Below are 14,619 nucleotides of genomic sequence, written 5' to 3'. Positions count from 1 at the left end.
CTCCCTTATTGTCGGTTTTATGCGGCCTGTGTCGCCGTGTGCGTACCAGCAAACTCATCTTTGGTTTTTTGCAGTAATTCACCGTCAGTCAGTAACCGTAATCCGCTGCGCGCCAGCACCTGCGCGCCGGTAATCAATGCCTGATAGCCCTGTTCTGAATCAGCGGCTTCGCGGAACGCCACGGTATGACCAATCAGATCATCGGGGCCGATTTTGATATAAGGGTGCGCAGTCGGCACCGCATGACTGATATCCCCGGCATCGGTTGACCCTTTGCCCTGTTTCACACTCTGATCGACGATTTCACCAGCGGCGCTAAACTCCTCCAGCAGCAGCCCATTCAGCGTGTGATTAATACGGAAATCACGCGGGCCAACCTGATGTTCAATCTCAACCCGGGTGCCGGTAGCCAGCGCCACGCCTTCGGCAATCGCACGGAAGCGCGGCTCCAGCGCCACTACCTCTTCGCGCGTATCGGCGCGAATATAGTAGTGAGCCGAGGCATACTCCGGGATCACATTGGGCGCCTGCCCGCCATTGGTAATAATTCCGTGCACCCGCACCCCATCCGGCAGCTGCTGGCGCAGCACGCTAATGCCGTTGTACAGCAGCACCAGCGCATCCAGCGCGTTGACGCCTTTATGCGGCGCGCTACCGGCGTGGGAGGGCTTACCATAGAAATGGAAATAGAGATGATTATTGGCCAGTGACGGGCCGGAAAGGCGGGTTTTACCGGCAGGATGCACCATCAGAGCCACATCCACCTCATCAAGGAAACCATGCCCGACAAAGCGCGCCTTAACGTTGCCGTTAGGCCCGCCTTTACCGCGTAAGCCGCCCTCTTCTGCCGGTGTGCCCAGCACCACGACCCGGCCACCGGTTTCGTCAATCACCTCAGCCAGCGCAATTGCCGCCGCCACGCTGGTGACGCCAATAATATTGTGGCCGCAGGCGTGACCAATATCGATCAGCGCATCATATTCCGCCAGATAAGCGATGGTCGGGCCGGGTTTCGCGCTCTCTTTTACCGCATAAAAAGCCGTTTCATGACCGGCGACATCACTGGTGACCTGAAACTGATGCTGACGTAATAACGCAATTAACCGGCCACTGGCATAATATTCATTATTGCCGGTTTCCGGGTGCTGAAAAATATCTTTGGAAATCGACAGATACTCTTCTCGATGCTGTTCAATACTGTTATTCAGTTTTGCTGTTAAAGCGTTAAGGCTCATATATTCTCCCAGGAGATAATTAAACCGAGATAAACAACAGTGCCCCTCCCCGGTAATATAAGAGAGGGGGGCAGTAAGTGCATATTTGCCAGTGATAAGCGTGTATTACCGGTCAGATAAGATGCCGCCTGGCCTCCTGTCGTACGCGGTGTAATACATGATGTTTTATTTCGCGATACTGCTCCTGTTCCGCCAGCGTTTCGATATCGCGCTCGCGGCCAAACGGCAGCACAATTTCATCGACGATTTTTCCCGGACGCGCAGACATAATCACAATCCGGTCAGCGAGAAACAGCGCTTCCTCAACATCATGGGTAACAAACAGCAACGTGGTTTGCGTTGCCAGCCACGCCTGACGCAGCAACTCCTGCATCATCATGCGGGTTTGCGCATCCAGCGCGCCAAATGGCTCGTCAAGCAACAGCACTTCCGGGCCGGGCAGCCAGGCACGCGCCAGCGCCACGCGCTGCTTCATCCCCCCCGAAAGCTGCCAGGGCGCGTGATGTTCAAAGCCCGCCAGCCCTACCCGCTGCAACCACCCCTGCGCTTCCGCATTGATCTGCGCTTTATGGTGTTTCTGTAACCGCGGACCAAAGGTGACGTTCTCCAGTACCGACAACCAGGGAAACAGATTAGGCTGCTGAAAGATCATGCCGCGATCGGGACCCGGCTTTTGTACCGGCCTGCCCGCGCAGCTGACCGTGCCGCTCTGTGGCGTGTTAAACCCGGCCACCAGATTAAGAATGGTGGACTTGCCGCAGCCCGATGGCCCCAGCAGCACGACAAATTCCCCTTTCTCAATCTGCAACGAGATATCGTCCAGCACCGTCAGCGGCTGTGGTCTGGCCGCATAGCGCAGCGAAACATTATCCAGTGAAATATGTGCGTCCATTACTCTTTCCCCGCCCACGGCACCAGCCAGCGTTGCAGGCCAAGCAGCAGTAAATCCAGTAAATAGCCAATCCCGCCCAGCAACAGAATACCGAGCATCACAATATCGGTGCGCAGATAAGAGCTGGCGTTAATCACCATCCAGCCGAGACCAGAACTGGCCGCCACCATCTCCGCCGCGATCAGCGAAGTCCAGCCAATACCTATCGACAGCCGTACCGTGGTGAACAGCTCCGGCAACGCATCCGGCAGCACCACGCGCAGGAAAATCTGCCGCCTGCTGGCGCCCAGCGTCTGCGCCACACGGATGCGTGAACGGCCAATACGATCCACCGCGGCGCTGGCCCCCACCACCACACTGAGAAAAGTGGCGATAAAGATCAGGAAAAATTTCGATGCCTCGCCAATACCCAGCCACACCACCGCCAGCGGGATCAGCGCAATCTTCGGCAGAGGCCGCAGAAACTGCACAAAAGGGTTAAGCACCGCAGCAAGCCCGGAAGACAACCCCATCAGCAAGCCCAGCGGAATACCCAGCAGAATCGCCACCGAGAAAGCGCTTAGCGCGCGCGCCAGACTGACCGCAATATGCTGCCATAACGGCACCTGCCGGTAACCGTCAGCCAGCAGCTCTTCTGTGGTGATGCCAATATCCGTCAGCGAGGGCAACAACAGCGGATCGACCCACTGCCGGGTCGCCGCCACCTGCCAGAGAATAAAAAACAGCGTTACCGAGACGGTACTGATAGCGACATGCTGACCTAATTTCATGGTGCTGGCGTGGCCGCTTCACGGATATAGCGGGAATTAATCGCCTGATCCCAGTGAGCGGGAATATCACGCTGGCGAATTTCACCGATGCCGGCAAGGAAGTTTGCGGTTTTGCTTAGCGCCTTGCCGATGCCACTGTTATCGCTATCGGAACCATCACCCAGCCATAACGCGGTGCCCTGCTCGCTGAGGGTCGGATATTCAAGCCCGCCGAGGGTATTGGTCGCCGTGGCGACCGGTGCGCCCACTTCCTGCGCCACAATTGCAGCAGCGCGTTCCGGGTTGTGGCGGAACTCATCGACTTTTTGCTGGTGCACACGTAGGAACGCGCTGACCACTTGCGGATATTGTTCCGCGAAGGCTTTACGCACCACATAGTTGTTGTAGATCAGATAGCCCTCTTTCTGCAGGTCTTTGGTAGCAAACACCTGATGTCCGCCGTCTGACTCCAGCTGTTGGGCAAACGGTGCCCAGACATAACCGGCGTCAATATCGCCACGTTTCCATGCCGCCACCATTTCCGCGGGGCGTAAAGGGAGTAATGTGATTTTACTGCGGTCGAGTTTATGCACTGAAATGGCGGCTTCCAGCGCATATTGCGCCGTGGAGTTAGGCGGATAAGCCACCCGCTTACCCTCAATATCGTTAATTGTGTTGATGCCCTGTTTGCCGATCAGACGTTCATAGCTGGCAATCACGCCGGATACGCCAATAATTTCGACCGGCAGGCGGCGCACCACACCGGCGGTTGCCGGACTGGAGCCGAAGTTAGCGATATCAATTGCATCGCTGGCAAAATAACTCAGTGCATCCGCACCGGAAGCAAATTGCACCCATTTCACTTTAGTGCCGAGGGTTTTTTCCAGTGAACCGTCAGCTTTTGCCAGCATAATTACCTGCGAACCGCCGCTATAGGCAATACGCACTTCCTGAGGAGTATTTGCAGCCCAGCTGGCGCCGCTCCATAAACTGGCGGCAGCCAGCAACAGGGTGAAACTTTTTTTCATTATTTTCTTCCTGGTAAAATGAGATAAATAATCCTGAATGTGCCCGGGCATTATAGAGAGTTGCTTTGGTTTTATTTAGATGAATAATCGCTAAGCATTGTTATAAAATCGGCTAAGCTAATTCACTCCTGGCATTAACTTATATTAAAAAAAAGCAATGGAATGGTTTAATCGTTTATTTAAACTCTGTTATATCGCGCGCTGCTGCTGCCATAAACGCGCACAGTGCGCCGCCATCGCAGCGGCGGGATCAATAGCGCGCTGAGGCGGCGACCAGCCAATGGCATCCAGCGCCAGCGGCACCTCGGTGCAGGCCAGTATCAGCCGCTCAGCGCCGCGATCGAGCAGCGCCTGCGCCAGTTTTGCCAGCAACGCTCCGCCCTCCTCCACGGCTCCACGTTTTACCGCATAGCAACCTGGCACAAACCATTGCTCTGTCTCCTGAGCCGTCGGCAGCAGCGTGGCAATGTGATGGCGGGCAAAACGCTGCTGGAACCAGCCGGCATGCGCAGTAGCCGTGGTGGCAATCAGTCCGACCTTTTGCGGTGCGGCGCGAAGGTTTAACACCGCATCAAGCGTGGCATCGGCAATATGCAACAGCGGCGCCCTGCTGACTTGCGCCAGCTGCACAAACCAGTGATGGGCGGTATTACAGGCAATCACAATATGGCTCGCCCCGGCGCGATTAAGCGTGGCCGTTGCTGCCAGCAGCTGCGGTAACGGCGAAGGTCCGCTGCCCGCCAGCGCTTGTTGCCGGTCAGGGATTTGCGGCACATTCACGATAACCATCGGGATCTGCTGCTGATCGCTGTCAGCCGTCACCGCCCGCAAAATCTTATACTGAAAATCCACCGCCGCCAGCGGCCCCATACCGCCAAGAATGCCGAGCAGAAAAGGCTCAGACACGCAGCGACCCGGATTCCAGCAGATGCCGGTAGCCAAACAGTCCCGCCGCGCCGCCGGTATGGATAAACACCACATTTTCGTCTTTGCGGAAATGGCCTTTGCGCACCAGATCGATTAACCCCGCCATCCCTTTACCGGAGTAAACCGGATCGAGCAAGATACCTTCATGCTGCGCCAGCAGCGTCAGCGCTTCCAGCATACTGTCGGTGGGTAAACCATAGCCATCGCCGACATAATCGCTGTTAGCCACCACCGCCTCGCGCGGCAGTGCGCCCTTAACCCCCAGCAGTTCCAGCGTCCGCGAGGCGAGCTCCCAGACATTTTGTTGCTGTTTATCCTGCGGCGCCCGCACGCTGATGCCGGTGACCGGAACAGCGCTGTTGCTGGCGGTAAATCCGGCAACCAGCCCGGCCTGCGTGCCGGTGCTGCCGGTGGCGTGCACCACATGATCAATGCGCAGTCGCTGCTGACTGGACTGATACAGCAGCTCTTCGGCACAGGCGACATAACCCAGCGCGCCGGTCGGATTGGAACCGCCACCGGGAATAATATAAGGTTTGCGCCCCTGCTCGCGCAGCTGCTGCGCAAGTTCTTCCATCGCCTGCTGCATATCGGTGCCGCCCGGCAGATGCGCCATCACTTCGCCGCCCAGCAGATGATCCAGCAGCACATTGCCGGAGCGTTGATACTCCTCACCGAAATCAGTGACGCGTTTCTCCAGCAGCACTTTGGCCTGCAACCCAATTTTAGCCGCCGCGGCAATGGTCTGGCGCACATGGTTCGACTGCGTCGCCCCCTGCGTAATCACCACATCCGCTTTTTGCGCCAGCGCCTCGGCCAGCAGAAATTCCAGCTTGCGGGTTTTATTGCCGCCAGTGGCAAGCCCGGTGCAGTCATCACGCTTGATCCAGATCTGCGGCCCACCCAGCAAACGGGTGAGATTGGTCAGGGGTTCAAGAGGCGTCGGAAAATGTCCTAACGTCAGGCGGGGAAAACGTGCCAGATGCATACCTGCTCCTTAATATCATCAGGGAAACGGCGGGCACGCAACAGGCACCCTTATCTGGCGTACTGTATAACTGTTGGTCGGGATTGCTTAAAAAGATATATTGCTATCAATAGCCATATTTTTAATATGGCTTTATCAGCACAATAAACAGCGGCAGTGTGACATCGAGGATTTTGTGGGTGGCATATTACCCGCTAGTCGCCGCGCCCAGCACATGCGACAGGCCCTGCGCCGCCTCCAGCAACAGTTGCTGACTGGCGGTCTCTTCCGGGTCAAAACGACTGGTGGGACCGGAAATACTCAGCGCCCCCGCCAGCTGGTTGCCATGTTTAAACACCGGCACCGTGATCGAGGCGGTGAGCAGACTGTTGGTTTCCAGCCGGTTCAGGCCTGCGCCGCTTGAGGTAAACAGTCCATCCTGATAACGCCAGCGTTCTGGCATACCCTGTTCGAACTGGCGCAGTACGCTGGCGGCAGAGGTATCATCCATGGCCAGCAGGGTGCCGACCGGCACACTGGATTTAATATGTTGCGGCGAGTCTTTGCGCAGCAGGCACATACGAAAATCGCCGTCGCGCACATAAAAGGTGCTGCTTTCCAGCGTTGCGGCGGTCAGTTTTTCCAGCACTGGCATCACATGGCGGTGCAAATCAAAGGTACGTTCGTAGACACAACCGAGCTGAAAAGCGCGTGAGCCTAATTCATAGCATCCGTCCGCGCGCTTAAACACATAGCGTTCGGCTTCCAGTGTCAGCATATAGCGCAGAATCACGCTCTTAAACAGGCCGGTTGCCGCTTCCAGTTCACCCAGCGTAATGCCGCCCGGATGGGGAATAAAAGCATCAAGGATCGCCAGCGTGCGCTTGACCGCTTTGACCGAACGATCAACATCAGTACTCTTTTGTCTCGACATAACTTCCCATTCAGTAAGCCAACATGACGATTACAGCTACGCAGTAATGTACAAAAATTACTATGCCATGCCAATCAATGGACTGCCGGCAAAGTGACGGATAACGTTATCCAGCATCCGCTGCTGCTGCGCCTGCTGTGCTGACCAGGTATTGGCGGCGATATGCGGCGTCAGAATCGCATTTGGCGCGGCGCGCAGGCGGGCGGAGACTTCAGGCTCAAACTCATAGACATCCAGTGCGGCGCCAGCCAGCTGCCCGGACTCCAGCGCATCACAGAGCGCATTTTCATCAACCAGCATGCCACGGGCGATATTAATCAGATGGCCGTCGGCGCCGAGCAGGCGCAACACTGCTGCATCAATAATATGGTAGTTTTGCGGCGTACCCCGGGCGGCAACCACCAGCACATCGGCCCACTGCGCTAACTGTTCAAGACTCTCCAGATAAAGGTAGTCGCCGGGTTTACGCGTACGGCTGTGATAGCCCACCGACATATTAAATGCCTGCGCCAGACGCGCAATCTGCACGCCAATTTCGCCGAGACCGTAGATGCCGATCCTTTTGCCCTGTAAGCCAGCCACCAGCGGATAGCGTTCAACGCTGTTACCTTTCCATTCACCGCTACGCAAAAAGCGGTCGCCGGACAGAATATGGCGGCAGCTGGCGAGGATCTGGCCGATAGCAAATTCGGCGACGCTGCTGGCATTAGAGCCGGAGGCATTGGTCAGGGCGATGCCCTTCTGTTTTAAATAGTCGCTGTCGACAAACTCCATACCGGAGCCATAACAGATCACCAGTTTTAAGCAGGGCAATGCGTCAATCAGCGAGCGTCCGGTCTGAATACTGCTCATGGTTAACAAAACTTCCGCGCTCTCCGCGCCGGCGGGCAGATCGCTGCCGTCCAGCGCACTGACGGGCCCCATCAGATTGCAATGCACGTTTAACTTTTCCACCAGCCCGGCGGGCAGCATGCGTACCATCAATACGTTCTTTTCCATTATTGCCTCATCTATTCGGTTGTCGCCGGATTGTGTTGTTTCCACTTCAGAATGCCCCACTGCCCGCCAAGTAAGACCGCCAGCATCAGTGACATCAGCAGGAAGGTCAGCATGATGTTGCCGAGCGAAGCCAGCAGGCCAACCAGCAGATTGCCGATCGGCATGGTGCCCTGAAATGACATGCCATACAGACCGACCACGCCGCCGCGCAGCTCTGGCGGGCTGTGGTGTTGCAGGGTGGAGTTGATCATGGTGGAGAAAAAAGTCAGTGACAGGCCCAGCCACAGGAAGCAGAAACAGGTCAGTAACGGCGCTGAAGAGCTGGCGATACCGCCCAGCGCCAGCACCGCGGACCAGGGCGCAATTTGCAGCCACTGCACCAGCCGCTGATGGGAGATGCGCGCCGAGATCAGCAGCGCCGCCAGCAGCGAACCGATACCGGCACTACTAAAGAACCAGCCGGTAAAGCGCGCGGTATCATGGAAACTTTCTGCCGCCAGCACCGGGATCAGTGACTGATAGGAACCGGCAAAGATGCCCATAAATGCCAGCATCGGCAAAAAGCGCATGGCGAAGTGATCGTTTTTCACATAGCGCAGCGCCTTGCGCATGCCACCGGCGCGGCGGGTGCCGGTTTCGCTCTCCACCACCCGCATGCTGCGCACCGCAAACCACATGGTGATCAGGCCGCAGAGAGAAATCACAAATCCCGCCGCCGCGCCATAGTGATTAAAACTCCAGGCGGCAATTGCCGGGCCAAACATCCTTCCGAGATTAAAGACCATGGTGTTCATGGCGACCGCGTTATACATCAGCGACTTATCCTGCAGGCTGCTGGTCAGCAGCAGATGCCGCGTCGGCAGCTCCATCGATGAGATACAGCCCGCCAGTGCGGCAATCAGCAAAATAAACGGCGGCGAGATAAATCCCAGCAGCACGCTGGTCAGCAGTAAGCCGCTGATGGTCATCGACAGGCAGAGGATTTTCATCATAATGCCCTTCACCCGCGCAGGCGTCAGGCGGCTGCCAAACAGCAGCGGCACAATCAGCGACGGGCAGTAGAGCAGAAAATTAAGCACGCCAAGCAGCCATGGCGAATGGCTCATCTGCCACAGCAATAAATTCAGGGTGACGTTTTGCGTCCACAGACCAACAATCGATGCCGCCTGTCCCATCAAATACCTGCGTGTCATCGGTTCTTTAAAGACAGGAAAAGTACCAGCCAGAATCATGCGACATCCTTGACGGTGGCGGGATACCCCCCACCGATAAAAAGCGTCAGGCGCCGGGCGAGTCATCTCCCCCGGCGTTGGACAAACCGTTACTGCAGGCTGGCGCAAAAGCGCTGAATACGCGCGCAGGCTTCCTGCAGCTGCGCCATCGACGCGGCATACGAGAGGCGGAAATTCGGCGCGAGGCCAAATGCCGCGCCATGCACTAACGCCACGCCTTCACTGGCGAGCAGCGCCTCGGTGAAATCTTTGTCCGTATGCAGCACCCGTCCCTCAGGCGTGGTTTTATTCAGCACCCCGGCGCAGGAGGGATAAACATAGAACGCCCCCTGCGGCACCTGACAGTGCAGGCCCGGCGCCTCATTCAGCGCCGCCACCACATAGTTGCGACGCTCAACAAAGCTGGCGCGCCACTCAGCCAGAAATTCCTGCGGCCCGGTCAGTGCGGCCACCGCCGCCCACTGAGAAATTGAAGAGACGCCGGAAGTGGTCTGCCCCTGAATGGTCTCCATCGCTTTAATCAGCGGCGCTGGCGCCGCGCCGTAGCCGACGCGCCAGCCGGTCATCGCATAGGCTTTCGAAACCCCGTTAATAATCAGCGAGCGTTCGATTAACGCCGGTTCAACCTGCGGGAAGGTGTAAAACTGGCTGTCGTCATACACCAGCTTTTCGTAGATATCGTCGGCCATCACCCAGACGTGCGGATGGCGCAGCAGCACATCGGCCAGCGCACGCAGTTCCTGATGGCTGTAGACCGCGCCGGAGGGGTTGGACGGCGAATTAAACAGCAGCCATTTGGTTTTTGGCGTAATCGCCTGTTCCAGCGCGTCGGCGGTCAGCTTAAAGCCATGTTCCGCACTGGCGGAAACAATCACCGGCGTACCGCCGCACAGCGACACCATTTCCGGGTACGACACCCAGTAAGGCGCGGGAATAATCACTTCGTCGCCCGGATTGAGGGTCGCCATTAACGCATTGGAGATAATCTGTTTGGCGCCGTTCGAAACGATGATCTGTTTAGTGCTGTACTCCAGCTGATTATCGACGCGAAATTTATTCACCACGGCTTCACGCAGCGCCGGGATCCCGGCAATCGGCGGGTATTTGGTTTCGCCGTTATTCATCGCCTGTAGCGCCGCCTGCTTAATATGATCCGGGGTATCAAAATCCGGTTCGCCGGAGCTGAGCGCGATCACGTCCTTGCCCTGGGCTTTCAACTCACGCGCCAGCTGGCTGGCGGCATTGCTGGCAGAAGGTTTAATACGGTCGAGGGTTTGAGAAAGAATGTTCATATCCGGAGTCCTGTCAGTGACGAATATCGGCAACAAATTTTTGCGCACGAGGATGTTGGGGTTGATGGAAAAAGCATTCGGGGGTAGCGCGTTCAATAATTTCGCCCTGATCCATAAAGATCACGCGGTCGGCGACTTCGCGGGCAAAGCCCATCTCATGGGTGACACACACCATGGTCATGCCCTCTTTGCCGAGCTGCTTCATCACCTGCAACACCTCGCCGACCATTTCCGGGTCGAGGGCGCTGGTTGGCTCATCAAACAGCATCACCGGCGGTTTCATCGCCAGGGCGCGGGCTATCGCCACCCGCTGCTGCTGACCACCGGAGAGCTGATGCGGATAAGCCTGCAGTTTTGCCGCCAGTCCCACTTTCTCCAGCAGCGCCGTGGAGATCTCATCGGCCTCGCGCTTGCTGCTTTTCCGCACCCGCCGCTGCGCAAGGGTGACGTTTTGCAGCACCGTCAGATTGGGAAACAGATTGAACTGCTGGAATACAAAGCCGATATTGCTGCGAAACTGATTTAAATCGACGCTTTCGTCACGGCTGTCGACACCATTCACCAGAATGCGGCCGTGCTGGATCTCTTCCAGCCGGTTGATGGTGCGGATTAAGGTTGATTTCCCCGATCCGGAGGGACCGCACACCACCACCACTTCGCCTCTGGCAACCTGTTCGCTGACGCCGTTCAGCACCTTATGCGCGCCATACCATTTTTCGACATTTTCAAGTGTTAACATTTCAGCTCCCTACAGCTTAATCTGGCGCTTACGTTGAATAACGTTTTCCAGTTTTCCGACTAACTGCGTCAGTGAAAAGCAGACGATAAAATAGATAATGGCTAACACGCCAAATACCTGTAGCGGTTTGGTCAGTTCAAGCGTATTAATCTGATACGCCGAGTAAGTTAATTCGGCAACGCCAATCACATAACCCAGCGAGGTATTCTTAATTAGATTAATAAACTGATTAAGAATACTGGGGATCATGGTAAATAACGCCTGCGGTAAAATCACTTCCAGCATGGTGCGCGAATAACTGATGCCCAGCGTGCGTGCTGCTTCAACCTGACCGCGCGGCACCGACAATATACCGGCACGGACAATTTCACCGAGAAACGCCATCTCATAAATAATTAACGCCACAATCAGGGTCTTTACCCCGGAAATTGAGTGACCCGAAATTAATGGCACCGCAAAATAGGACCAGAACACCAGCATCAGAACAGGTAAACCACGGATCACGCTGGTAAACAGGGTGACCGGCAGATAAATAATTTTAAATTTACTGGTACGCGCTATGCCAATGAATATCGCCAGCGGAAACGCACAGACTAACCCCGAGGCCGCAATAAACAGCGTTAATGCCAGTCCGCCTAAGGGACCATTGGGATAACTGCCGCTCAGCAGTAAATCATGGTAGTTGATAATAATATCGAGCATATCGTGCATCTTATCGACTCCCGGCGCGGAAAATATAACGGTCATAAGCAGAGCCGACGCTGGTAATCAGCAGCGAACCGATCAGATAGATCACCGAGACAATGGCAAACGCCTCAAAGGTGCGGAAGGTTTCATTCTCAATCTGTTTCGCCGCATAAGTCAGTTCCGCCACGCTGATTGCCATCGCCAGACTGGTGGATTTATACAGCGACAGCGACTGCCCCAGCAGCGGCGGAATCGACACCCGAATCGACTGCGGCAGAATGACGTCACGCATCGCCTGGGCAAAGCTCAGCCCCAGCGCGCGACAGGCTTCCATCTGCCCGCTGGCGATTGAACGTAATCCACTGCGAAGATCTTCCGACATAAAAGCAGCGGTATTCAGCGTCAGGGCAACATAAGCAAAAAAGAATTCGCTGCCATGCTGATTCACCCATTCCGATAATGCATAAGGCAAGACCGCGGACAGGCCAAAATACCACAGCAGCAGCTGTACCAGTGCCGGTACATTACGGTGATACTCGACATAACACACTACAAACCAGCGCAATGGCGCAATTCCGGAAATACGCATTGATGCCAGCAGCAGCGCGAAAATAAAACCAGAAAGCAGACAGAGAAAAAACAGTATCAGTGTGGTTTCCAGTCCGGTAATTATCCACTGCAAATATTGCCCTTGCAGCAATGTCATTGGGTCAAAACTTATCATCAGACTCGACTCCCTGGAGCAGGCATAGCTTAAAAACCATGATGCAATCATGTTTTTATTGCGCACCGGGTAGAAAATAAAAAGCATTATTCCGATCGGGTTAATCTGTCATAACCCGTAAATATTACGCCGCGACAGTGGCGACCACGGCGCATAGCCAGCTATCAGAAATAATTACTTAACGCTGCTGCGGACCTGTTCAATCGGCTCTAACTTATGTTCGCGTTTAATCTTATATACCGTTTCGGACCCCATCCATTTATTCCAGATAGCTTCCAGCTGACCATCCTGCTCCATTTTTTCCAGTGCGCCATTGACGGCCGCCAGCAGTTCAGGCTCATTCTTTTTAATCCCCAGCGCATTCGGTTCCCAGCTGATTGCCTGGTCAATAAATGCGTATTTGCCTTTTCCGGCTTGCAGATAACGCATCCCGGAAGTCTGGGCAAACGCCAGGCCATTAATTTTACGCTGCTCCAGCGCCAGGAAACCGGATGGAGAATCGTGGTAAGTCACCACACCGATTTTCGGGAAAGATTTGCGCAACCAGTATTCCGAGGTGGACCCCGAGGTCATACCGACGCGTTTACCATCAAGATCGGCCAGCGTTTTATACCCTGCCGCCACCGGTGCCAGCACTTTTAACGGTACCTGGAAGTGTGAAGAGGAGAAATCGATCTGCTTTTCGCGCTCGGCGGTATAGCCCAGCGCCGCCGAGAGCACATCGACACGGCCAATCTGTAACTCAGGAATACGCGCTTCCACCGACAGACTTTTTTGCACCATCTTCACCCCCAGCTGGTCGGCCAGCCCCTGACAGATATCGACATCAAAGCCGACAATCTTGCGGGTTTTCGCATCGGTAAAGCCCAGTGGTTCGGTGGTGGCCAGCGTGCCGCACACCAGTTCACCGCGCGCTTTAATATCCGCCAGTTGATTAGCGGATGCCGCACCACTGATGGTGAGCAGTGCCAGCACACTGGCGCTGATAAGTTTTCGTTGCAGAGCAGGGTTGGTTACATTTCTGGCCACAGGTAATCCTCCAGGATTAAAAAACAATTGAGAAAGTCGTTCCTGTCAGTCCGGACAACTTCGTTAACACCCAGTCAGTCATATCTGCAGTTTTCATAATGGCATTATGATTTATGCATATTCTCTTCGTAGCATAATCAGTGCCAACTTATGTCAACAGCTGCAGGCAGCAGAAAAAGTCGCCTATATTCAATCAGGTAAATTTTTTATCAATCTGGTTATAAGTAAACACTCTGACCGTCGGGAGGCGCAATGCGCGGTGGAAAAACAGATTACAGAACAATCTGATGCACTGTTTCGGGGAAAGATGATCCATTGTGGGGAGAGAGCATAACGCTTTAAGCATGTTGAAGAATAACTCCGCTTCTTAATAAAATCCTTTCTGACTTACAGAGGTACTGTCTAAAACAAACCGGGCGTAAAGGTGGTGGGTGAACAAAAGCAATCATTTCACAACTTGCACAATGGTAATCTATAAATTACCATTGTGGCATGATAACGGAAATCATTATTAAAGAATACGTGACACCGGAGGGTGTCAGCCCCCCTGGCAAAATGGCGGAAGAAGCATCCCCAGGCCAGGGTTAAGATTGACTCAGCGATAGCCCGACTCACGGCAGGGAATACATCGTCGATTAAATGGCTCAGTGGTCGCGCCGGAATCGGTGAATACCGGATAAACTGGGGACCAGGCATTCGATTGTATTTAATGCAAGATGGCTATGAACTGATAATTTTATTATGTGCTGGTGACAAATCAACCCAGGACAAAGATCTGGATAACGCTCAACAGTATCGTAGTGATTATCTGATTGAAAAGAGAGGTAAATAACTATGCCCGCTGTTTCAGTAAATGAACGCATAGTGCAAGAAATGCGTGAAGATCTGCAATATCGTCAGGCGATGTTTGCGGAAGCCAGAGAGCTTATCGCTGATGGAGAATTCGACGCTGCGGCGGTAATTCTTCGCTGGCTGATACTCGCCACTGGCGGATTCGTCACCATCGGCGAAGATATCGGTAAAAACAGCAAGTCTGTTATGCAAATGCTGAGTCCCGGTAGTAACCCAACCGTACGTAATTTCTTCTCTATCGTCCGTTCCGTCCAGCGTCAGGTTAACGCCGTCGCTTAGCCAGGGGTTAGCCCGAAAGACCTGAGCGCCCCGGTTGTGTCCGCCCGGCAGGAA

Annotated in this window: 16 protein-coding genes; 2 read left to right on the top strand and 14 right to left on the bottom strand. The window is 54.8% G+C overall.

The genetic code is table 11. The annotated features are described in order from the left end of the window. Positions 1 to 17: 17 nt before the first annotated feature. The 14 genes from N5923_RS16220 to N5923_RS16155 form a co-directional block, all read right to left on the bottom strand. Complete coding sequence (locus N5923_RS16220; RefSeq protein ID WP_267141904.1) at positions 18 to 1,235, bottom strand: M20 family metallopeptidase; 1,218 nt, start codon at positions 1,233 to 1,235, stop codon at positions 18 to 20. Positions 1,236 to 1,347: 112 nt separating this feature from the next. Continuing rightward, positions 1,348 to 2,127, bottom strand: a complete 780-nt coding sequence (locus N5923_RS16215; RefSeq protein WP_267141903.1) for an ABC transporter ATP-binding protein — start codon at positions 2,125 to 2,127, stop codon at positions 1,348 to 1,350. Then, positions 2,127 to 2,897, bottom strand: a complete 771-nt coding sequence (locus N5923_RS16210) for an ABC transporter permease (RefSeq protein ID WP_267141902.1) — start codon at positions 2,895 to 2,897, stop codon at positions 2,127 to 2,129. The genes N5923_RS16215 and N5923_RS16210 overlap by 1 nt, the downstream gene beginning before the upstream one ends. Continuing rightward, positions 2,894 to 3,904, bottom strand: a complete 1,011-nt coding sequence (locus N5923_RS16205; protein WP_267141901.1) for a taurine ABC transporter substrate-binding protein — start codon at positions 3,902 to 3,904, stop codon at positions 2,894 to 2,896. The genes N5923_RS16210 and N5923_RS16205 overlap by 4 nt, the downstream gene beginning before the upstream one ends. 189 nt (positions 3,905 to 4,093) lie before the next feature. Beyond that, on the bottom strand, positions 4,094 to 4,810 hold the full coding sequence (gene cuyB, locus N5923_RS16200) for a cysteate racemase (RefSeq protein WP_267141900.1): 717 nt from the start codon (positions 4,808 to 4,810) through the stop codon (positions 4,094 to 4,096). Further along, positions 4,803 to 5,819, bottom strand: a complete 1,017-nt coding sequence (cuyA, locus tag N5923_RS16195) for a D-cysteate sulfo-lyase (RefSeq protein WP_267141899.1) — start codon at positions 5,817 to 5,819, stop codon at positions 4,803 to 4,805. The genes cuyB and cuyA overlap by 8 nt, the downstream gene beginning before the upstream one ends. 187 nt (positions 5,820 to 6,006) lie before the next feature. Then, a complete protein-coding gene (locus N5923_RS16190) occupies positions 6,007 to 6,732 on the bottom strand; it encodes an IclR family transcriptional regulator (protein WP_267141898.1) in 726 nt (241 codons plus the stop codon). A 60-nt stretch (positions 6,733 to 6,792) separates the two neighbouring features. Continuing rightward, positions 6,793 to 7,731, bottom strand: a complete 939-nt coding sequence (locus N5923_RS16185; RefSeq protein ID WP_267141897.1) for an NAD(P)-dependent oxidoreductase — start codon at positions 7,729 to 7,731, stop codon at positions 6,793 to 6,795. An 11-nt stretch (positions 7,732 to 7,742) separates the two neighbouring features. Next, positions 7,743 to 8,924: an MFS transporter gene (locus tag N5923_RS16180; protein ID WP_267141896.1), complete on the bottom strand. Its 1,182-nt coding sequence runs from the start codon at positions 8,922 to 8,924 to the stop codon at positions 7,743 to 7,745. 128 nt (positions 8,925 to 9,052) lie between these two features. Beyond that, positions 9,053 to 10,255: a pyridoxal phosphate-dependent aminotransferase gene (locus tag N5923_RS16175; protein ID WP_267141895.1), complete on the bottom strand. Its 1,203-nt coding sequence runs from the start codon at positions 10,253 to 10,255 to the stop codon at positions 9,053 to 9,055. 13 nt (positions 10,256 to 10,268) lie between these two features. After that, a complete protein-coding gene (locus tag N5923_RS16170) occupies positions 10,269 to 10,994 on the bottom strand; it encodes an amino acid ABC transporter ATP-binding protein (protein WP_267141894.1) in 726 nt (241 codons plus the stop codon). A 9-nt stretch (positions 10,995 to 11,003) separates the two neighbouring features. Then, complete coding sequence (locus N5923_RS16165) at positions 11,004 to 11,705, bottom strand: amino acid ABC transporter permease (protein WP_267141893.1); 702 nt, start codon at positions 11,703 to 11,705, stop codon at positions 11,004 to 11,006. Between the two features lies 1 nt (position 11,706). Then, the gene (locus tag N5923_RS16160; protein WP_267141892.1) at positions 11,707 to 12,405 is read right to left on the bottom strand and encodes an amino acid ABC transporter permease; all 699 of its coding nucleotides are present in this window, start codon (positions 12,403 to 12,405) and stop codon (positions 11,707 to 11,709) included. Positions 12,406 to 12,579: 174 nt separating this feature from the next. Beyond that, complete coding sequence (locus tag N5923_RS16155) at positions 12,580 to 13,434, bottom strand: transporter substrate-binding domain-containing protein (protein WP_267141891.1); 855 nt, start codon at positions 13,432 to 13,434, stop codon at positions 12,580 to 12,582. Positions 13,435 to 13,969: 535 nt separating this feature from the next. Between N5923_RS16155 and N5923_RS24840 the strand changes: the two genes are divergently transcribed. Then, positions 13,970 to 14,266 (top strand): type II toxin-antitoxin system RelE/ParE family toxin, encoded by a 297-nt coding sequence (locus N5923_RS24840; protein WP_407704476.1) that lies wholly within the window; start codon positions 13,970 to 13,972, stop codon positions 14,264 to 14,266. A gap of 32 nt (positions 14,267 to 14,298) precedes the next feature. Continuing rightward, entirely contained in the window at positions 14,299 to 14,565 is a 267-nt protein-coding gene (locus tag N5923_RS16150; RefSeq protein ID WP_267141890.1) for a hypothetical protein, read from the top strand. Positions 14,566 to 14,619: the final 54 nt, after the last annotated feature.

The organism is Winslowiella arboricola, assembly GCF_025527015.1.
GTDB classification, from domain to species: domain Bacteria; phylum Pseudomonadota; class Gammaproteobacteria; order Enterobacterales; family Enterobacteriaceae; genus Erwinia; species Erwinia arboricola.
This window is presented reverse-complemented; position numbering and strand designations above follow the sequence as displayed.